Origin of the sequence: Allohahella marinimesophila (genome assembly GCF_039538005.1) — a bacterium.
Classification (GTDB): Bacteria; Pseudomonadota; Gammaproteobacteria; order Pseudomonadales; family Oleiphilaceae; genus Allohahella; species Allohahella marinimesophila.
The window spans coordinates 147,377-167,244 of the sequence record NZ_BAABBO010000001.1 but is presented as its reverse complement, the minus strand read 5'-3'; the positions used below and the strand labels follow the sequence as shown (position 1 = coordinate 167,244).

At 55.4% G+C, this 19,868-nt stretch carries 15 protein-coding genes and 2 pseudogenes; 8 read left to right on the top strand and 9 right to left on the bottom strand.

Annotation, left to right across the window (positions count from 1 at the left end; genetic code table 11):
• Positions 1-2: 2 nt before the first annotated feature.
• The 5 genes from ABD735_RS00750 to ABD735_RS00730 all read right to left on the bottom strand — a co-directional run bounded on the left by ABD735_RS00750 (position 3) and on the right by ABD735_RS00730 (position 10,804).
• Positions 3-1,016 carry an OprO/OprP family phosphate-selective porin gene (locus tag ABD735_RS00750; RefSeq protein ID WP_344803764.1) on the bottom strand — a complete coding sequence of 338 codons (1,014 nt, stop codon included), beginning with the start codon at positions 1,014-1,016 and terminating at the stop codon, positions 3-5.
• 79 nt (positions 1,017-1,095) lie between these two features.
• Positions 1,096-1,680: a DUF4956 domain-containing protein gene (locus ABD735_RS00745; RefSeq protein ID WP_344802276.1), complete on the bottom strand. Its 585-nt coding sequence runs from the start codon at positions 1,678-1,680 to the stop codon at positions 1,096-1,098.
• Positions 1,664-2,416, bottom strand: a complete 753-nt coding sequence (locus ABD735_RS00740; protein WP_344802274.1) for a polyphosphate polymerase domain-containing protein — start codon at positions 2,414-2,416, stop codon at positions 1,664-1,666. The genes ABD735_RS00745 and ABD735_RS00740 overlap by 17 nt, the downstream gene beginning before the upstream one ends.
• 2 nt (positions 2,417-2,418) lie before the next feature.
• Positions 2,419-4,194: a CotH kinase family protein gene (locus tag ABD735_RS00735; RefSeq protein ID WP_344802272.1), complete on the bottom strand. Its 1,776-nt coding sequence runs from the start codon at positions 4,192-4,194 to the stop codon at positions 2,419-2,421.
• Between the two features lie 118 nt (positions 4,195-4,312).
• Positions 4,313-10,804, bottom strand: coding sequence for a choice-of-anchor U domain-containing protein (locus tag ABD735_RS00730; RefSeq protein WP_344802270.1), 6,492 nt, complete (start codon positions 10,802-10,804; stop codon positions 4,313-4,315).
• Positions 10,805-11,135: 331 nt separating this feature from the next.
• Between ABD735_RS00730 and ABD735_RS00725 the strand changes: the two are divergent.
• Positions 11,136-11,411 (top strand): annotated as a pseudogene (locus ABD735_RS00725) (methyl-accepting chemotaxis protein); the annotation flags it as partial.
• 201 nt (positions 11,412-11,612) lie between these two features.
• On the opposite strand, the gene ABD735_RS00720 reads toward ABD735_RS00725, so the two are convergent.
• A complete protein-coding gene (locus ABD735_RS00720; RefSeq protein WP_344802268.1) occupies positions 11,613-12,038 on the bottom strand; it encodes a DUF7282 domain-containing protein in 426 nt (141 codons plus the stop codon).
• Positions 12,039-12,270: 232 nt separating this feature from the next.
• Here ABD735_RS00720 and ABD735_RS00715 point away from each other — a divergent pair, with 232 nt between their 5' ends.
• The 5 genes from ABD735_RS00715 to ABD735_RS00695 all read left to right on the top strand — a co-directional run bounded on the left by ABD735_RS00715 (position 12,271) and on the right by ABD735_RS00695 (position 16,346).
• Positions 12,271-13,521, top strand: coding sequence for a hypothetical protein (locus ABD735_RS00715; protein WP_344802266.1), 1,251 nt, complete (start codon positions 12,271-12,273; stop codon positions 13,519-13,521).
• A gap of 72 nt (positions 13,522-13,593) precedes the next feature.
• Positions 13,594-13,938 (top strand): DUF6164 family protein, encoded by a 345-nt coding sequence (locus ABD735_RS00710; protein ID WP_344802264.1) that lies wholly within the window; start codon positions 13,594-13,596, stop codon positions 13,936-13,938.
• A gap of 251 nt (positions 13,939-14,189) precedes the next feature.
• Complete coding sequence (locus ABD735_RS00705) at positions 14,190-15,446, top strand: cyclic di-GMP phosphodiesterase (RefSeq protein WP_344802262.1); 1,257 nt, start codon at positions 14,190-14,192, stop codon at positions 15,444-15,446.
• Positions 15,447-15,526: 80 nt separating this feature from the next.
• Entirely contained in the window at positions 15,527-15,898 is a 372-nt protein-coding gene (locus tag ABD735_RS00700; RefSeq protein WP_344802260.1) for a VOC family protein, read from the top strand.
• A gap of 118 nt (positions 15,899-16,016) precedes the next feature.
• The gene (locus tag ABD735_RS00695; protein ID WP_344802258.1) at positions 16,017-16,346 is read left to right on the top strand and encodes a hypothetical protein; all 330 of its coding nucleotides are present in this window, start codon (positions 16,017-16,019) and stop codon (positions 16,344-16,346) included.
• A 37-nt stretch (positions 16,347-16,383) separates the two neighbouring features.
• Here the strand turns inward: ABD735_RS00695 and ABD735_RS00690 are convergent, their stop codons facing one another.
• Positions 16,384-17,208 carry a substrate-binding periplasmic protein gene (locus tag ABD735_RS00690; protein WP_344802256.1) on the bottom strand — a complete coding sequence of 275 codons (825 nt, stop codon included), beginning with the start codon at positions 17,206-17,208 and terminating at the stop codon, positions 16,384-16,386.
• A gap of 266 nt (positions 17,209-17,474) precedes the next feature.
• Here ABD735_RS00690 and ABD735_RS00685 point away from each other — a divergent pair, with 266 nt between their 5' ends.
• Positions 17,475-17,972 carry a hypothetical protein gene (locus ABD735_RS00685; RefSeq protein WP_344802254.1) on the top strand — a complete coding sequence of 166 codons (498 nt, stop codon included), beginning with the start codon at positions 17,475-17,477 and terminating at the stop codon, positions 17,970-17,972.
• 43 nt (positions 17,973-18,015) lie between these two features.
• Here ABD735_RS00685 and ABD735_RS00680 read toward each other — a convergent pair whose 3' ends face one another.
• Entirely contained in the window at positions 18,016-18,408 is a 393-nt protein-coding gene (locus ABD735_RS00680) for a type II toxin-antitoxin system VapC family toxin (protein WP_344803762.1), read from the bottom strand.
• A 462-nt stretch (positions 18,409-18,870) separates the two neighbouring features.
• Here ABD735_RS00680 and phnX point away from each other — a divergent pair, with 462 nt between their 5' ends.
• On the top strand, positions 18,871-19,704 hold the full coding sequence (gene phnX, locus ABD735_RS00675) for a phosphonoacetaldehyde hydrolase (RefSeq protein ID WP_344802252.1): 834 nt from the start codon (positions 18,871-18,873) through the stop codon (positions 19,702-19,704).
• 4 nt (positions 19,705-19,708) lie between these two features.
• On the opposite strand, the pseudogene ABD735_RS00670 reads toward phnX, so the two are convergent.
• Positions 19,709-19,849 (bottom strand): annotated as a pseudogene (locus ABD735_RS00670) (L-serine ammonia-lyase, iron-sulfur-dependent, subunit alpha); the annotation flags it as partial.
• Between the last annotated feature and the right edge of the window lie 19 nt (positions 19,850-19,868).

Below are 19,868 nucleotides of genomic sequence, written 5' to 3'. Positions count from 1 at the left end.
ATCTAGAAGAGGAACAGGGCTCTCAAGGTCACGGCATCGCCGCTCGTGTCAGGCGCCAGCACGGTGCCGCTAATGTCCGGCAATAGGTAATTCAGCCGCAGCTGGAACTGTTCTGTCAGATAGTAATTAAGGCCAAGCAGGCCAATAGAGGCTTCCGCGCCTAGCGCCGCATCCCGTAGGTCGAGCGCACTGTAGCGGGCCACAAGCTCTACGGCCCCAGTCGTGGCGACTGGCTTCACCCGTTTGAACTCACCACGACTATAACCACGATGATCATCGGTGAGAAAGACCGCAGCCTGCAGATAAGCACCACTGAAGCGCCAGCTGTCCCCATTCACTTGCACGACCTCCTGCGCCATCGCCTCCGAGGTCAGCGAAAATCCGCCTGACGCCCACGCCGCCTCCAGACCCAGCAAGGCACTATCGCGAGCGTCCATGCGAGGGCTGCGAATAATGCTGTCGGCACTGGTGACCTCACCGCGATCCCTGATCTGGAAACGTTCATCCCCCAGATCACGCCATGAAGCGGCCAGGCCCAGATGCAGCACCTGTTGGTCCAAGCGAATCGGTGCAACAGTCAGACGCCCGGTCACTGCCCGGGTTGAACCGCCTTCAGGTTCGTCAGTGAACAGGCCCAGCGCCCAGGTCCAAGATTTCCTATCTTGTCCCACCTGCAAACCCTGAGAGCGACCCGGCGCGAATGCGGAAGACACCAGCGAACGCTCACTGGTCGTGATGGCAGTGTAGCTGCTCAGGCGCTCGAGCCCAAACGGCTCCTTGAAACGGCCAAGTCTGGTGGTGAAATGCCTGGCACCCTGATACTGAAGGAAGGCGTCCCCAAGATCTGCTTGACGCTCCCCGCGCCGGATTTCATAACTGCCATCAATGTCTGCTGACAAGGCTTCGCCCCACGCCGCTTCTAACTGCAGCTTTGCACTACGTAATAGCGCCTTCGTCGTAGGCGAATCCCCTTCACGACTGAAGAATGCATCAAAATGATCGACACCAGCAGCCAGATAGCCGCCGAGTTCCAGTTCCGGTCCAGCCGCGGTTACCGGTTGCCCTGCAGCGACCAGAGCCAGGGCGCTGAGCAGCTTAGCGCGAATGGGGTGTCTCCAGACGGTAGTGCATACGCAGCATGGCAGTGTCGCGCAGATAACTGATCGACAACACGTCGACTCGAAACACGTCCAGCCCGGTGCGCTGGCGCAGATCCTCGACCAGAGCGGCCTGTCGTTGCGCGTGGATGTTCTCGATCCTCTCGTATTCGATCTCCTTTTCGCCGTGCCGGGGTAGCAGGACACGTGTCTCCAGCACAACAGCCAGCAGAATCACCAACAGATTCAGACCTGCCAGTTCGATGTGCCTCATATCACCTACCGCCGCGAGCAAGGCCATGGCGATAACGAGAAACAGGTAAGTCATTTCCTTTATGCCAAGTGCTTCCGTGCGATAGCGCAGCATCGAAAACACCGCAAAAAGGCCGAATGCGAAACCCATGGTGACCGTCACCGAGTGCAACAGTGAGGTCACCAGAAATACGCCCACACCGAAGAGAATGAACGAGGCCGCATTGTCGCGATGCCTGGAAAATGCGTAGTAGCAGCGGATCAGGATAAAGACTGACAGCGTGTTGATGATGATCCGAATCAGGAAGTGAAGATCAATTGCAGATTCCATGGATGGCCCTCAACACAGGCTTGAATTGGTTCGTCTTCAGTTCAGAGCCGAACAACAGGCTGCTACCGATGCAGTATTTGCTGAACGGTAAGGGTCGGCAGCCCAGCCATAGCAGGCGCTCCAGCATTGGCGAATAGTCAGCCTTCCGTTCGGCCTTGACTTCTACCACTGCCAACCCGGGCAGAGCGATCGAACGGCTCCGGTTCGGCTCATGAAAGGCCAGTTTTGTATCAACGGTGACTCGCTCCCTGTCCATGGGGTTGATGAGGGTGGCGCGCTGATAGCAGACAAACAGTGCCGGTTGCATCCTTGCCGCTGGTAAATCTGCTTGCGTCCGCAAAAAGTCTGACACCGTACTGTCACCCAGCGCCGCCAGCGGTAGCGGCATGCGCGACTTGAGGGTACGCAGTCGATTGGTTTTCTTCTTCACTTCCAGGAAGGTCGTTCGGGTTTGACGGTAGTGACGAAGGCGAACCTTGAATCGATTGAGCTTGCCATTATGGTGATCGAGAAACAGGCGCCGCTCAGGTGTATCGAAATACAGTGTGTCGTAGTCAAAGAGGCGCCGGCCATCCATCTCCAGCGCAGTCAGCTCACCTTGAAGCCTTGACAAACAACGGTCCAGCTGACGGATCGACAGAATGAACTTGGTATCCACACGGTTCATCAGGACCACCCGCGACTGGTCCGCCAGCGAATGTCCATGGAAACCCTGTAAGGGGCTGGGGACAGCCATGTTCACAGCGCATCGACGCCATATTCGAGGGTCGCATTCAAGGTGAGCTCTACATCGCCTGGTCTGTCAGGCGTGCCGATTCGCCTCAAGGTGATACTACCACCGGCACCCAGCGCCAGTGTGCGCACCTGGCCCGGCGCACTATCGTCCACTGCAAAGAGCAGCGCGGTGGTTGCAAAACCATGCAGTTGATGGGTTCCAGGCACGTAATCGCTTGATTCGATAAAAAGTTGTAGCACGTAAGGTGTGAAGGCATCGGTGACGTCGGCCCCGATCAACAGCAAACTGATGACCTCAGGGGACGTTTCAGTATCGACCGAGTACACAAGGCTATCGACTTCGAAAGCGGCGAATGTCAGGCTCGCATCGACCTGGCGGCCGTTCGGCAATGTGAACTTGAAAGAGCCCTGGTCTACCCCATTCAGCGCTGACACAGTTCCAGTCAGCGGCGTAGTCACGGGTGCCGGACAGTCGGGCTCGTTATCGTCAAGGGGAAACGAAGGCACGTCACTCGGGGCGGCAATTGCCTCCTCGATGGCTAGACGCCGGGACAGCCTCACCTTGTCGCCCGTTGGCGTGCCTGTGATAAAGGCTCTCACGCTGGCTGCCGCCTGCTCCGAGGTGCCCGTCAGCTGCCTGATGTCCTCAAGTGATTGCATTAAGGCATCCTCATTCCACTGCGTAGCCAGCAGTTCGCTCAGCTCAGCTTCGTAGCGGGCCCGGTATTCGGGTATATCGAACAGCCGGTTTGCCAGCGAGAAGTTTCGGTACAACACTCCCGTTCCGGGCTTGATCGGATGCTCACCACGGAAGGCGGTGTCAGCGCCCCAGGGAATGAAATGGAACAGACCATCGGCAGGGTTGCGATAGATATGGAAATTGTTGGCATTCCCTGAAGCCGAATCCCAGGCGCCGAGCAGGGTTTCCACAGCCCAGAAGCGGATGAACCGATCAAGATTGACCAGTTGCGGTAGCACGTTCAGCAACTGATCATCGGGTAGTGAGAGCGCCTCGCTGACGGCCTGCAGGTCACTGCGGTCGTTCGCCTTCTCATTGGTTTTCTTCTCGAAGCGCTGACTCAACCACTGACCAAAGTCAGCAGTTTGCGCCTCGTAGAGGTTGCCGTCGTCATCACCAAACACCCGCGCCAGGAACGGCTTGTTGATGGCCTCTACATTGGTGAATATGCCAAGCGACTGACCATTCACGCTCACCCGTGCATAGTTGCAACGGGGCGCCGCAATACCGGCCTCACGGAATTGGTCGAAGGCCAGGCACTGGCGTGCATTTGAGGGGTCCTGGCGGTTATTGTTCAGCGTCAGTCCAGTGCTGCCCTGATAGGTTCGGCCATCCCATTTGTCGTTAAAGTCCAATTTGAGCGATGGCAGGCTTGGGCTGAGGGAACCAAGGTAGCCTTTCTTGCGAATCACGACCTCGTCCATACGCACGCCATCAATCGTGACGATCGCGCTGTATTCGGTGTATTCGAAATCACTCAGGCACTCGCGCCCTGTACTCGCCAGCGTCCGCCCTTCCGCACTCAGCGCGCTGAATTCGCCTGGATCCATCGACACTTCGACATCCAGGACCCGGTTGGATTGGAAAAGGTCGCCTGAGCCGCCCAGGTTTACCGGCTCTCTTGGTGCTTCAAAGCCGGATGGGCCAGTCTGTTGGGAGTCGTCGTCGCCACAGCCTGCGAGTAACGCGAGGGCGAATGCTGAAGCCAATATCGACTGTCGTCGACCTCCGGACGCTTGAGTTGTTCCGACTATTTTCACGAGAGCGCTCCCCTGGCTACTTCGACCTGGCCCCGAGGCGGGTGCCAGTCAAGCCAGTATCTTTACTGGGAGCGCGGGTGTCTGTAAGACGGGATTACACAGCGGTTGGCTCGTCAGCTCAGCGTTTCAGCGCGTCGGCAAACCTGAATTCGATCCCGGCCGACAAAACATAGGCAGGATCTCTTGTGAACTCGAAGCGCTGCAACTGTGTCTTGATACTCAACTGGCTGCTCGCTCGATAATCCGCTCCGAAGCCGTAAAATACGTCGGTATCAGCGTCATCTCTGAACGCGCTGATTCGGCGATCACTCTGATCAGTCTCGAAATCACTCTTCCACCAGAATGCGCCAATACTTGCCGTAAGCCCGAAGTGCGCGGAGAGCGGATGGCGGTATATTCCTGAGAGTGCGGGACCGTGCCCGCTTTCAGGATGCACCCGAGCGACCCGGTTCGTGACAGACGCGGAGTCAAAACTGATCTTTACATCTCCAAGATCGATATATTCAAGCGCAACGGCGAATCGATCTGTGAGCCAATACCCGGCCCCAATGGCATAGCTAGCTCGATTACCGTCAGTGCCTTGGGTGGTCGCATCGAAGCCCTGGGCGCTGAAGCGCTGATCAATATCGGACTTTGAAATATCGGTGAATGCGTAGCCCACCGACAATGTCACGAAAATCGGTGGTACGGCATCAGTGGGCTCATCTTCGCTGCCAGCGGAGACGACACCAGACGTTGTCACCAGTGCAGCCACCATGACCGCAGCACCGGCACCTCTGGCGCGGAATGCCTTGCCGGAGCGAAGCCTTGCCATCACGCCTAGCCCGAGTAGTCCGGCGAGCATAAACAGATCAAACGCGCCACTGCCGCCCTTGGTGATGAAACGTCCGCTTGCGCCTGAATCCAGTGTGCCTACACCACCCGGATCGACGACAAAGCCATTTTCATCGCCATCAGCATCGTTAGGTCCACCGTCCTGGATGGTCAGCTGCACGCACCAATGTCCAGTAGTCAATCCAGGCGTATAGTCATCACTTTCGGCAGGCGGGCAGTAGCCCGGCTCACCACTGCTCGAACTCAGCATGTTTTCTGAATCTTCCACAAAATTCTGCCAGCGTCCGTTGATATATTTTCTGTAGACAGCTCGGGTCGGGATGGCTTGACGCTGAGGTATCACGACATTCACGGCGTCACCAGCAATGGCCAGCTCTGCCACAGCAAAGTCGAACACACCACCGATATTCCTCACTTCGGTATCAGCCGGCACACTCAATTCTGCTGACGACATGTCTTCGTCTTCAGGAAGGTTGCTGCCACCACTCGAACTGAAGAGCGAGTACTGCCCAAGACGCAGACAGGTCCCTGCAGTGCTCTCCATCACATATCGCTGCTGGTCCTGACCCCGTTCGACCATGGCGTTACAGCTGAGTGTGGAAGAGTCCATATAATCCGGCAGACCATCCTGGTCACTGTCCGCGAAGCCCTCATCCGCATCACTGACACCGTCGCCGTCACTGTCGAGCGATGCGTCCAGCACTGGCATATCGGAGACGACCTTCAGGGTGATAAAGCCGTTCGCACCCAGCTGCGGTTCACCACTATCGACTACGCCCACACCGATCAGATAGGCACTACCCACCTTGAGTTCACTGGCGGCGATCGTTGCTGAGCGTTCATCAGCATCCGTATCGGTCAGATCACCCAGATCCCAGGCGATGATATGCCGATCACCGACATTGGCGTCGCTGATGCTGACCTGAATACTGACCGGGCCTCGCGATGGCGTGACCATCAGCGTCCTGATACCCTGCTGCGATGCACCCATACTGATCATGGGCCGGATGTTGGCCTCACTGATGGTCGTGATGTGCAAGGCACCAGGCGCTTTATTGACGGCTTCGCCCAAGGTGACTTCAATGGTCTCGTCAACTTCAGCACTGGCATCGGCCACTGTATTGAACAGCAGGTTGCCTTCGAGACCAGTGGTGATGCGCACCACGCCCGTTGCCAGATTATGGTCAGCCCCCAAGGTGGCAGTGCCACCAACACTGTAGGGAATATCGAGTGGATACACCGGCGAAGGACCGTTCAGCACCACCTTGATCTGCCCTGCACTGCCCTCACCTATGGTCTGGCTTCTGCTCAGGCTGACCAATGGCCGCACGTTGAGTATCTGGCTCGACCGGCCGACGTTGCCCGCAAGATCCGTTGCTTCCCAGATCACTTCATGGCGGCCGGCTCTGAACAGTAACTCACCATCCACCGTGGACCGTGGCGCGGGATTACAGCAGACATTGCCGTCGCTGCCATCGCTGGCGCTGGCAAGCCCCAAGGACTCGAGCTGCGCTCTGGAGACTTTGGTAAACAAGGCATTCGCATCAATGGTCACTTCAGGTGGCGCACTGACTACCGGTGGCACATCGTCAGCCGTTGGGTCAGATCCATTCTGACGTTCTATAAAGTCGGCAACACCGTCACCATCGCTATCCTTGAAGCTGTTGCCATCTTTTGGGTCGGTACCATCCTGAGCATGTTCAATGGCATCAGGAACGCCATCATTGTCGCTGTCCAGATCGAGATAGTCTGGTATGCCGTCGAAATCGCTATCGCCACTACCCTCCAGAGCATTCGATAGCCCATCGCCGTCGCTGTCCAGATCGAGACGATCATCGATACCATTTCCATCGATATCGATGCCGCCATGGCGATCGACATCAAAGTCGTCATTGATGCCATCGTTATCGGCATCAGTGCCGTTATCGGGAGTACCGTCTCCGTTGACATCCACATCTGCACCGTCAGGAATACCATCACCATCGGTATCAATATTGTTATCGTCGGGGTCGAGCGCATCTGGCAAGCCGTCCATATCATTGTCAGCCGGCTGGCTGTTGCGATCTTTCGGATCGGTGCCCAATTGACGCTCTATGGCATCGGTAAATCCATCGTTATCACTGTCGTTATCGAGGAAATCTGGCACGCCATCGCTGTCGGTATCGCCACTACTCTCTGCCTGATCGCCGACGCCGTCACCATCGCTGTCACTATCAAGGTAATTGGGGAGGCCATCGCCATCCGGGTCGGCGAAGCCTTCTAGTGCATCCGCAATACCGTCACCATCGCTATCCAGGTCGAGATAGTTAGGGATACCATCGTTATCGGCATCGCCAGAGCCTTCCTGCGAGTTGAGGACGCCATCATTGTCGCTGTCAGCACTGCCTGCGGCGACTTCGATGGAATACAGCTTTGGCGCTGAAATGTTGCCTCGCGCATCCTCAGCTGAGACTTCGACCTCATATGTTCCAGGTGAAGCCGGATTGATGAAGCTGATTTCTCCAGTCACCGGATTGACTGCAAACAGACTGGCATCTGGTCCGCCAGAGATGAAATAGCCCAAAGTCTCTTCACTTGTGGCTTCCACCGTTACAGCAGCGGTGTCACCTTCGAGGACTGCCTTCGGCGTCGTGTTATCAGTAGTCATAATTGGAGCAGCGATGGTGGTGCAGGAGCTTGCAGCCACACGAATATCGCTGATTTCGTGGATATTGTTCAAACCACCCGTAGATGAAGTGATCGACAGGCGGAAGTCATCAGGCAGCGCTGCCTGACCATAAGATGGATCCAGCACGTTTACACGGTAGATCAGCGTTTCAGGCGCCCCGCTCCCTGCCCGACCAAGATCACGCTGCACGGTCACGAATACATTGTTGTTCGCAGAATCACTCGCATCGATCTGTACAAGATAACGATAGCCAGCATAGCTGTTATCCAGTTTGGGCGTCAGGTTGGCAGCTGTACCTGCAAGATAGCGATAGCCGGTCGTTCCTGAGCCGGAACCGCGAAGCACAACCGCGTTTCGACGGAACCCAAGCCCCCCGCTCTTACCTTCGTTAGCTGCAGAGAAATTACCGTATTCATCCAGCCCAATACCCAGCCAGCCGCCGGCGAATCCACTGGTACCATTTCGCTGGGCATAGCCGAGCGAGCCACCTGGTGCCCCGACAACCGGCGGCACATCAAAATCGGACAGGATTACGCTCATGCCATCAGCACCGTTGCCACCGTAAGCATGGGCGTAAAACTCGACCTCAACGATCGAGTCGGATGGGATGCGCACATCCTTGGTTATTCCCGTAGCCTGACTGTTGCCAGCACTGGTCAATCGTAGCCGATTTTCAAGACCACCAGTCCCAACGCTGACGGTTTGTGGCGTATACCCAGTACTTCGCAGCACACTCCACCCTGCCAGTGAACCACTGGCAAAATCGTTGGCATAACACTGGGTCACTGTCTGGGTAGACGCCGCCAGAGGATCAGCTTCGGTAGTGACCGTCAGCTCTCCCTGATCATCGACGTGAATACTTGAGCCAGCTGGTGCAGATCCGGCAACGCCATCATGAACAAAGGTGATCGACCCATCGGCTGCGACAGTGACATCGGTCGCAACACCGTTGGTAATATTGGTAACGGTCAGGCTGCCATCGTCGTTGATTGTGGTCGTCGTAACGCCACCATCGAACTGGATACTGCTGGTGCGCCCGTTGCTGTTGCCTATGGTGACCGTTCCTGCGGACGATCCATCTATATTTTCACTGACCTGGGTGACTGTGCCATCGGCAGTGACGTAGGTCGTCGTGCTGCTGCCGTCTTCGTTAGTTTCTGTTCCTACCGTGGCACCTGATGGCAAGGGTGACGGCGTATTGAGCGTGTTTGGCGGTAAGGCTTCAAGGGTGCCAGTCTTGGTGGCCTGACGAATACTGCTGATTTCTCCGGGCAGATCGCCGTACTCCACGAGATAGGTCTTCGTGTCCGCCTGGGTCGCAGGAAAGTCATTCCAATTGCCCTTCGTGATGTAGTTTGTAACAGCGTAATGCTCACTACCGCCGGAGTTATTTGGCTCGAGCGTGCCATTCCAGGCCGAATAGAGCCCACTCAAGGGCGTTCCACCGGCGCCACTGCCAAGGCCCTGCCAGAATTGTGTGCATTTTTCTGGTCCTGCTATCCAATACCAGCGACCCTCACCTGTTGCCGCATCCGAGCACGCCCCTGAAATAGTCGACGGGTGGTCGGTAGCAGCGATCCAGACGTTGATGGCATCCACATAGTTGGCGATGAAGGTATTTTCAGCCGCGCTGGTCACCGTAGCCAGATAGCCACTCATATTGAACAGCTTGTCCGCGCCAGCTGCACCGCTCAGCGCGGCCGTCCAGGCAATCGGGCTGCCAGAGACGACGGGCTTGTAATAATGATTGTTATCCGGATTGAAAAACGCATTGGCTACATATTCGCCGACCGAAATGGAGAACTCGACTGTGGCTGCACTTGCCGGTGCGGTCCAGTTCAGCCGCTCCTGCATTGCGGTCATGACATCGGCTATCGGGCCGTTGAATCCGATGGCGCGTGCGTTGGTAAAGGTGCTGTAGCCAAATTCCAGGTCAAGATCGAGACCCGCGGTGTTTATGCTCAGTGTGCCACCGCCAACTGGAACGCTCACCACCGCCACCAGATCGGTGGCTCCGGCGTAGTCATAGCGATTCAGTTCGATGCCAACAGGAACGGTCGTGCCCTCTCTGGTCTGCAGAACACCTGCCTCGACGCTACCATCCGGCTGTTTTGTGCCGATGATGATCGGTTCACTGGCTGTCAGTTGCGCGCTGGACTCAGCCTGCAGCGCGGTTGAGTTATCACCAATCGCCCCGCCGTATTCGACGAGGTAGGAGAAGTCATGGGTATTGTTGAAGTCGTTCCACTTACCTTTGACGGCGTTGTAGTTGGTAGCCGCGTAATGCTCAGTAGTACCGCCATTGTTCGGCTCGTTGATAGCCCAACTGGCGAATGCACCATTGTAAGCCGATCCGTTGGCCACACCGGTCCAGAATCTCTCACAGGCTTCCGGCCCTGTTACCCATTGCCACTGGCCTTCTGTAGCTGACTGGTTGGCATGACTGGTTCCGCAGGCTGCGTTGATGACAGTGTAATCATCCGTGGCACTCACCCAGATGTCAGCACCGTCGGTGTAATCAGAAATGAAAGTATTTTCGGATTTGCTGGTTATCGTGGCGAGATAGCCGGTCATGCCGAGGATTGGCTGTGATGATGCGTCTGCCAGAGCCTCGGTCCACGAGACCGGAACATCGTTACCCTCCACCTTGTAGTAGTGACCATTCTCCGGATTGAAGAAAGTGTCAGGAATTGATTCGCTGATAGAAACGCTCAACTCGACAGGGCCTGCCTGCATCGGCGCGTTCCAGAACAGGCGCTGACCAAGTGCTGCCGTGAGGTCGGCAACAGTGCCTTGCACGCCGATCACTCGCCTGTTCACGGTGTCGGTGTAGCCATACAACATGACGATGGGCTGAATCGAGCCACTACGGTCGAGTGTGAGGCTCCCTCCGCCTTCTGGAAGGCTGATGATAGCCACGAGTTCGGTTGCCGCATCGAACCCGGCAATGTCCACGCCGACCTGGACTGGCTCAGTACCGGTAACGTTGACCGTGTTGATCGAAATGGATATCGCTGCAGATGCCGTCGCAGGCATGGCGACCATGGCGCATGAAATGGCAGCCAGCATCGCAAGCGGGCTCAGGCAGGTGAACATCGATATAGTCATGTTGCAGTCCGTCTTGGTCTCAGAGTACGGAGGCGCTTGCAACATCAATAAACTGACACAAGCGAACTTCGGCTCACTTGAGCTTAATCGCCCTTTTCAGTGCAGCCAGCTTCAGCCCCGAAAGAATTGTTCCGATTTGCAACAGGCTGTAACAATCTTCAGCGGGTTTGCGTCGGCTTGGCCATCAATTTGTCAGAAATGGTAGTCAGCGGAGCTGCTACCCGTATAAGAGTCACAAAAAGAAATATCTTTCTGCGTGTTATTCCGGCGGTTACACCTAGTATCCCTATCAGGGGTATACCGTGAGCGGTATCTTCCTGTCCCTCGACCCCTTCAACGCAATGCCGCGATCGAGGCGGCCCGCGCCGGTGAGCATGGTCGGGGCTTTGCGGTGGTGGCGGATGAGGTGCGCTCGCTGGCTCAACGCACCCAGTCGTCCGCCGAAGAGCAGGCCTCGGTGGCCGAAAACATCAACAGAAACCTTGTCGACATCCGGGACGACAGTGAGCAGACAGCCAATTCCACCGAACAGGTGTCCAGCGCGATTGCTGAGCTGGCCAGGCTGGCGGAAAGCTTGAATGGGCAGTTGGCGAAGTTTCGGGTGTAATTCAGGCGCCTGAAAAAAAAGAAGGGCGATAAAATCGCCCAAATCTGGAGAGCCGCCTAAAGCTACGGATTTGTGAAGAACGTCACAAAAGACCGACGCTTACCACTTTACCGGGGACTAGACCATATGTCTTAGTCTTTTTTTGTCTAAAGCGGCACGCTTCTAAACCACTTGCGTAACACGCTGCCGCTTGCGACCACCCTACTTCGCAGCCACCACTGCCATAACCAGCTTGCCATCAACCTTGACCGGCCCATCTTCCTTGGCGCCGAGGGTATATTCGAACACACCTGTTTTCGTACCACCTTCCTCCGCATGAAGCATCAACATCAGCATCTCGCCTGACTTGACCGATTCGGTCAGTATGGCACTGACGTCTGAGTTCTCCCCTTTCTTCAAAGGCGCATAGGCGACCACAGGTCCAGGCTTCATGCCTTTGTCGGTACGGTGAACGACCAGCCAGCCGTTCTGAGCCGCTGTCACTGAATCGGCCGTCACTGTGCCACCAGACATATCCTGATCAGAGCCCGAGACTGCCATCGACCTGCCCATGTCATCGGCGGAAGCAATACCGCCAGCAGCGGCAAGGCTCGTCGCGAGGGCAAAACGCATACATACATTCTTCATGGTCGTTCTCCGTGTGATGTACGGCAGGGATAAGCCCTGCCCAAGGTGCCCACAGAGTGCGGGCTGACAATGCTGAATCAATAAGGAGACTGCCCTGTGATTCAGACTGTTCTGACCTGAGCTACGGGATTTAGCGAAAAAGGTTTCAGGATGGGTTGCCCTGTAACGCTACCGTCATATTCAAGGTCGATATTTTCAGGTTCAGTCATCGCACACCGGGAGTACTACAACGATGCAACATAAGAACCTACAGCGCGCGGCCCTGTTCGGCGCCATGATCCTGCCTGCTCTGGCTTTCGCTGCACCAGTGGCAAAAGTGACGAACGGGCTTGATAGCGGAGCAGGCTCATTGCGAGCGGCTCTGGAATCAGGGGCCAGCAAGATCATCATCGATCGGGCCGTCACTTCGATCGATATTTTCACTCCTTTGATGTATTCGGGCACAGAGCCTTTGCGAATCAGGGGCAGCGGACAAGTAATCTCGGGCGACAACGGCAGCGAACCGCTCCTGGAAGTCTCCGGGGGCGCTGACCTGGCACTGACTGCACTTGAGTTCGCAGGGCCTGGTGGCTACAGCATTGAAAACCAGGGGGGCGGCAAGGGCATTTTCCTCCGGATTCCGCAAGACAAGACGGGTACCGTCAATGTTCGACTGAAAGACGTTCGTGTGCGCGATACCGGCAATCACGGCATCCATATTTCTGACTGCTCGACCGGCGACGACTGTGGTGCCGGTCAAGGCGGCGAAGGCGAGGGCTCTGAGGCCTCGGTAGATCTGCGACTCATGAATGTGGTGGTCGATGGCGCAGGTTTCGGCAAGCAGGATGCTGACGGCATTCGGGTTGACGATCGTGGTCCCGGCGACATCTATTTCAGCGTCAATCATGCCCGATTCGTCAATGTTGGCGGCGATGGTGTCGAGCTTGACGAGGGTGGCGAAGGCAGCGTTTTCATAAACGTCAATCAGGCTGTCTTCCAGGACAATGGTGCCTACTGTTCAGCTGATTTAGTCAGCGATCCGATCGCTATTGATCCGACCTGTAATGACGATGGCGATCCGGATGTCGACGATGCCTTTGATATCGACGAAGCCGGAACCGGTGGCATCGAAGGTCTCATGTCCAATATTCGCTTGATCAACAACTATGACGAAGGCCTGGACTTCGATACGGAAGGCGAAGGTGCGGATAACTTTGTCGACATCGACCTCGTGAATATTTATGCGCGAGACAACGATGACGAAGCCATCAAGATTTCAGAGATTGGTGATGCCAGCGTCGTTGTCGACATGCGCAGAATCAATATAGGTGGCGATGTTCAGGTCGAGGAAGAGGATGCCGGCGATCTGACTGTCGGTATCAGTGGGTCGGTCATCGGTGACGACCTGAAGCTGTCTCAGGATGGCGAGGGCGTAGGCACCGTCAAGCTGCGCAAGGCCATCGTGGCCGATGAACTTGATTTTGAAAACGTCAATCAGATCTAGGATCTTGAATCAGTAAGCAAGCTCACCTCGTCAGATGTACACTGTGGCAAATCTGTTCCTGACGAGGTGTCTATGCGCAAGCTACTGTTTCATTTACGCGGCGTGCCTGACGACGAAGCTGATGACGTCCGTGATCTCCTCAGGGAGGCAGGGATCGAGTTCTATGAGACGCAGGCGGGACGCTGGAACCTGTCGGTTCCGGCGCTGTGGTTGCCGGACGCCAGCCAGCTGGTAGAAGCCAGAACCCTGATCGATGCCTATCAGCGCGAGCGGTATGAGCGAGCCCAGTCAGGTCCGCCGACCAGATCCTGGTTGGCCAATCTGCTCGATTCTCCCGCGCGGGTGATCGTCTATCTGTGCGTTATCGTGGGCGTGCTCTATTTGTCAACGATGCCATTCATAGGCCTTGGTGACTGATATTGGTAGAGAGCCTGAACCCTGTGTCCCGCCACGCCAGATCGGTAACGGTAAACTGACTCACCATCACCACTGCAAAGATCCACTCTATCGAGTCCTCCAGGCGGTCGAAGCCATCGCACTTTGCGACCTTCAATAGCGAGTTGCTCACCCCAACGCTGAACTGGCGCCGCAATATCCTGGATATCCGTCTATGCTTAAGCCTCAAACATTCAAATGAGCATCGTACATTTACCGTTTTGAGTCCAGGCATGAGCAAATCTGCAGATAACAGTATTCACTTGCCTGTCGAACGGCTGGTGATAGGTCTCTACATAGACCTGGAAGTTGGATGGACCAAGCACCCTTTCCTGTTCAGACGTTTCAAGATCAAAACTCAGGACGAAATTCAGATCATCCGCAGCCTTGGCTTCAAGGAGGTCAAGGTCTTCCCTGAACGGAGTAGTGCTGAGCCGAAGGCGGCTGATGCTATGCCAAGCGCCGAAGTCGATAATCCTGAAACAAACGATTCATTGTGGGAAAAGAAGAAGCAGCGAGTCGAGCAGGCAGAACAATTCCGTAATCGTAGAAGCAAGCTGGCAGGACGCTATAAGGAAACAGTGAAAAAGGTGAAGAATTTCACCCAGGATCTCAAGTCAGCACCAGCAAACGCCATTCGGGATGCGGATGAATTGGTCGAAGACATGGTGAGCGGCTTCCAGCAGGAAGGCACGCTGATGATGAACCTGATCAATCTTTCAGACGCCAACTTCAGTCTCTACAACCACGCCCTGAACGTTACAGTGCTCGCTCTGTCGCTGGGGCGTGCCGTTCAGATGGACGACGAGGAGCTGAAGCAACTTGGGCTAGGCGCTTTGCTGCATGATATCGGCAAAGTGGCTGTCCCTACTCACATTCTCAATAAGTCTGGCAAACTCACCCGAAGTGAAGAAACCATTGTTCAGTCCCACCCCATACTGGGTTCGAGACTGGGACAAAGAGTGAAACCGTTATCGAAAACAGCTGTTTCAGCCATCGAACAACACCATGAAATGCTGGATGGCTCCGGGTTTCCACGCGGCTTGAAAGAGGCGGATATCGGCCTGGCCGGCCGTATCGTTGCTGTGGTCAATCTTTACGATGGTCTCTGCAATCCGCCAAACGTAGCTCAGGCGCTATCGCCAAAAGCTGCATTAGCCATCTTATACGCCAAATACAGAGATCGACTGGACAACTCCCTGGTCGAACGATTCATCTATACGATGGGCGTCTACCCGCCTGGCACCATCGTACAGCTCACGAATGACAACGTGGGCCTGGTGGTCGCAATAGCGCCAGGAGCACTACTCAAGCCGACGGTCCTGTTGTACAACCCGGATATCCCGAGCAAGGATGCGATGATGATTGATCTGCAGCTTTACGACGATCTCGCTATCGAGGGTATTCTCAAACCTGGGCAATATCCGCCCCGCATCTACGAGTATTTCGGCATGAAGGAAAGGCTGGCGTATTTTTACGATCAGCCCTAGGCCTCTTCGCCGACCGTGGCGAGTGACACCGCCGCATACTTGCGATAGCTTGGCTCATCAACCATGCAGAGGAAAACAGAATGATCGGATATGTCACGTTAGGTGTGAGTGATATGGCCAAGGCCAAGCAGTTCTACACAGATCTGCTATCAGACCTGGGGGCGAAAGTCCTGATGGATATGGGTCGAATTGCTTTCATTGGCGAAAGCATGAAATCACCGATGCTCGCCGTATGTGAGCCATATGATGGGAAGCAATGCACAGCTGGCAATGGTGCCATGGTGGCCTTTTCAGCTGGATCGAAAGAAGCTGTAGACTCGCACTACCAGAAGGCGATCGCGCTGGGCGCGACTGACGAAGGCGAACCCGGGCAGCGGATCAAGGACCGGTTCTATGGCGCTTATGTTCGGGATCCGGACGGGAACAAGATTGCGTTTTACTACTTTGGCTAGGCAGAACACGCCTCGGGAAGCTCAAAGCGCGCTGAACCGGAGTGTCGGCGCGCAAGTATAGTCGAGCACAAGATGACCTTATGCCCTCGTACAAGGCCTTTTCCAACACGGAGACAGAATGGCAACACCAGTCAAAGATATCAGTGCCGCTCAGGCCACCGCAATGCTGGCCAATATCGATTCACCGCAAGCTGGCGACCAGGTCGTGCCGCCGTTTGATCACGGTGCATTTGTAAGCAGTAAGAACTTCATGAGCGGAGCCTACTTCGAGGCAGCGTTCAGACGTCTGTCGTCCGATGAGGTTGAGGTACTGCTACGATTTTACGATTTCGATTTCGACGATGGCAGCTATGCCTTCAAAGCTGATGACTCGATAAGCTCGAGCTGGCAGGACTGCCTTGCTTTAGTAGAGAGCCATCTCGCCGCTATAGCAGCCGAAAAGATTTAACAGATAGACGCTGAGCACCAAGCGTATGCTGGCTGAATCATTGCATAGTCGCCCGGCCGCGCTTGGGTTCTCCGAGTTCGTAGTCAGGGTTTCCGTCTGAAGAACGTCTGATTTCGGGTTTCTCGTAACGATGCAGAATCCTGTTGTATTCTCCGCTGTCCTTGATTCGCTGCAAGGTCAGCTGGAGCGTAGCGAGATAAGCCGTCAGCGGCGACTTGCGAGAGATGGCGATATAGGCAGGCTCTCCCTTGAGAACAAAGGGAGATATCCTGGCATCAACGGAGAGCTCATTAATCAGATATATCGCCAGGGATTCCGGCATGATAACCACATCCAGCCGATTGAGCGCGAGCATGAGCAAGAGCGATTCATACCGGGTATTTTCGAATCGCTCGAACTGCTTGTCCTTGTCAAAACGGGGATCATAACGCCCGCCCCTCTGCACGCCAATCAGCTTACCCTTGAGATCTTCGTAGCGTTCGATTCTGTGGGCAGGGTCCGTGAATAGAAATACCTTGTCGACTGCCGGGAAGGCTGGAATGGAATATTCGATGAAAAGCTCTCTGTAAGGGCGCCTGATAGGCCCAAGCATCACATCCGAGTCACCAGTTTTCAGGAGTTCAAGTGCCCTGGTGAACGGCACCTCGGTGTATTCTGCCGTCCAGCCGATCTGCTTCAACATGGCTTCGAATATATCGACGTAAATGCCAGACACCTGATCGCCGTCGAAAATGCGGTATGGAGGCGCGTTATTGATGGCTACCCGCACAACCCTGGAAAAGTCTGCCGAGCCTGAACTTTCGCCACTTTTTTTTGCGTTATTATCAGCAGACTCAGCGCTTGAGAGACTGGCGAAAGCCATAATGCCTATCAGCTGGAGCCAGCGAAAAGGATGTAGGCTTCGATTATAGTCTGAACCTGTCATCTCAGCCCCGATCGCAGTATGAAGAAGCGAATATCTTTCAAATCATAGTCTTTAAAGTGACCGCCGTCATTGCAGATACGAGGCCTGCACTGCCTCGATCTGCTCTGGTATTTTTTCACATTGTGAGCTGGGATTAGTTTACCGACTACATCACGTACCGGTGCGAGCATAGAGCTGTCATTCTTCAACAAGAGGAACTTCCCATGTTGATTCCAGCCTCACTCAAGTCTCCGCTGCTCAGGTCAGTGCTGACCGCTTCACTCGGGCTCTCGCTGGGGGCATGCGTCGTCAGCCCGCATCACGGCGAGCACGTTGGCAATACCAATAGCACGATCCCTTTCGAGATCTATGCGCTTGCGCCAAACGCGGCTATTGAAGTCACCTGTGCCCACCACTACGGCGGCTCGATGCCAGTCACCAGCGTCACAGGCAGCAGTAACCCGATCACATTCTCTGGAGAGGTCGTGTATCCCAAGACCTTTAACACTGCGCTACCTTCAAACTGCTGGGAGTCTTGGACCGGCCGCGACTTCAACTACATCACCTATCTGCATGTGAAGGTGAATGGCTACAACGCCACCACCTATGACGAGGACGGACTTGATTGTCTGTTCGGGAAGATTGCCGATGGAATCGGGCCTATCACAGCCGGGTCAGCCTGTCGGAGGGATGGCAATAGTATATTGCTGTACGCGAACTAGGAGATTGGCGCCTCCACCCCGATACTACGAGCCCGGCTTTGCGTCACCAGACGGACTGAACATACTTATAGGCGCGAATTTTCGTGTCTGCCGTCACTAGCGGCACGTTCAGGTGCCGGGCCAGTGCGACAATCATTCGATCCGCTGGATCTTTGTGAAAGTCACCCGGTAGCCGGGTTGACTCTACACCTACCTCATTATCCACTGGCACAAACCGCACACCTTCGATATCTGAAACAGTTTTGAGCCAATCATCTATTCCCATGGTGAGCGTCAGTCGATCTGCTTTAACCAGCATCGCGATTTCCCACGCCGAGATTGCAGACACCAGAACCACGCCAGCCTCAGTCGAAAGCTCACTCTCGATGGCTGATTTTGCGTTTGGTGACAACTGGCTATCGCCGTGGACCCACCAAACAAGCGTGTGGGTATCCACAACAATCAAGACATTGCCTCCCAATCGTCCTCAGCGACAGGCTCAGTAGGCGCTTTGTACTCAACCACACTCCCTCTCAACTTCTCCAAGGGAGAGCGCTGATCAGTGCGATAGCGTCGGATCTCGATTGTTGGGTGACCCCGATCTGTTACCACGACGGTCTCACCAGATGTTTCAACCTGACGAAAATACTCAAGGGCCTTGGCTTTGAACTGGGATTTTGTCACGTGTTCCTGATGCATAATTACACCCTGGTCATTGGCTATAGTCATTAATATATATTGCCGAAGTGACTATATCAAGTGGTCACTAGCAGATGACATGGGTATCGCTAGCCTTGGCCAAGGTCTCTGGTCGCCCGAATGTCATAGTCCTGACATCTATTTGTAGCATTCTCTCTGTTTCGAAATGGTCGTAGACAAATGCCGTCCGCCTTTGGACGTTCCAACTTGAGACAGCGTTATGCAATATCGTACCCCTGAACGGCTCGAAGCCGCCATCCTCGATTGGGCAGGCACTGTGGTGGACTTCGGTTCTTTCGCACCTACCCAGATTTTTGTTGAAGCCTTCGCCGAAGTGAATGTTGCGATCAGCCTGGCAGAGGCTCGTGGACCCATGGGTGTGGGAAAGTGGGACCACATTCGCAGTCTCTGCGACGATCCGGCGATCGCCGGCCGTTTCGAACAGGCCATGGGGCACTTCCCCAGCGATAGAGACGTCACGGACTTGTACGAGCGATTCATGCCGCTGCAGATCGCCAAGATTAGTGAACACTCGGCACTGATTCCCAAGGCATTGGAGGCCATCGCCGAACTGCGGCGGCAGGGGATCAAGATCGGGTCCTGCTCGGGCTATCCCGCCATAGTGATGGCGCAGGTGGTCGCCCGGGCCCGAGAGCAGGGGTTCGAGGCTGACCATGTGGTGGCCAGCGACGAGGTGCCCAACGGACGACCCTATCCAGCTCAGGCGCTTGCCAATGTGATTGCGCTCGGCATCGCGGACGTAGCGGCCTGCGTAAAGGTGGACGATACCGTACCTGGCATTCTTGAGGGCCGCCGGGCCGGCATGTGGACTGTTGCACTGACCTGTTCAGGTAACGCACTGGGGCTCAGCTACGCCGAGTTTCGTGATATGCCTGCCACTGTGCTGGCGGAAAAACGTTCAGGCATTGAGCGCCAGTTCGCGCCTGCCCAGCCAGATTTCCTGATCGACACCATCGCTGATCTGCCATCTGTGGTTGATGAGATAAATGCACGGCTGTCACGGGGAGAGCGGCCGTGTTCTGCTCCTCAGTGAGCCTTTAGCATTCAATAACATTGACCGCCAACCCACCCTCGCTTGTCTCCTTGTACTTACGAGACATGTCGAGCCCGGTCTGGCGCATGGTTTCGATCACCTGATCGAGCTGTACCTTATGCGTGTGGGCGGCATTTAGCGCCAGCTAGCCGTTTGTCATCCAT

Bases quoted from the DNA above. Each gene is read 5' to 3' on its own strand.
- ABD735_RS00745 (WP_344802276.1), bottom strand. From the start codon at position 1,680: ATGGAATCTGCAATTGATCTTCACTTCCTGATTCGGATCATCATCAAC.
- ABD735_RS00740 (WP_344802274.1), bottom strand. From the start codon at position 2,416: ATGGCTGTCCCCAGCCCCTTACAGGGTTTCCATGGACATTCGCTGGCG.
- ABD735_RS00730 (WP_344802270.1), bottom strand. From the start codon at position 10,804: ATGACTATATCGATGTTCACCTGCCTGAGCCCGCTTGCGATGCTGGCT.
- ABD735_RS00720 (WP_344802268.1), bottom strand. From the start codon at position 12,038: ATGAAGAATGTATGTATGCGTTTTGCCCTCGCGACGAGCCTTGCCGCT.
- ABD735_RS00715 (WP_344802266.1), top strand. From the start codon at position 12,271: ATGCAACATAAGAACCTACAGCGCGCGGCCCTGTTCGGCGCCATGATC.
- ABD735_RS00710 (WP_344802264.1), top strand. From the start codon at position 13,594: ATGCGCAAGCTACTGTTTCATTTACGCGGCGTGCCTGACGACGAAGCT.
- ABD735_RS00705 (WP_344802262.1), top strand. From the start codon at position 14,190: ATGAGCAAATCTGCAGATAACAGTATTCACTTGCCTGTCGAACGGCTG.
- ABD735_RS00700 (WP_344802260.1), top strand. From the start codon at position 15,527: ATGATCGGATATGTCACGTTAGGTGTGAGTGATATGGCCAAGGCCAAG.
- ABD735_RS00695 (WP_344802258.1), top strand. From the start codon at position 16,017: ATGGCAACACCAGTCAAAGATATCAGTGCCGCTCAGGCCACCGCAATG.
- ABD735_RS00690 (WP_344802256.1), bottom strand. From the start codon at position 17,208: ATGGCTTTCGCCAGTCTCTCAAGCGCTGAGTCTGCTGATAATAACGCA.
- ABD735_RS00685 (WP_344802254.1), top strand. From the start codon at position 17,475: ATGTTGATTCCAGCCTCACTCAAGTCTCCGCTGCTCAGGTCAGTGCTG.
- phnX (WP_344802252.1), top strand. From the start codon at position 18,871: ATGCAATATCGTACCCCTGAACGGCTCGAAGCCGCCATCCTCGATTGG.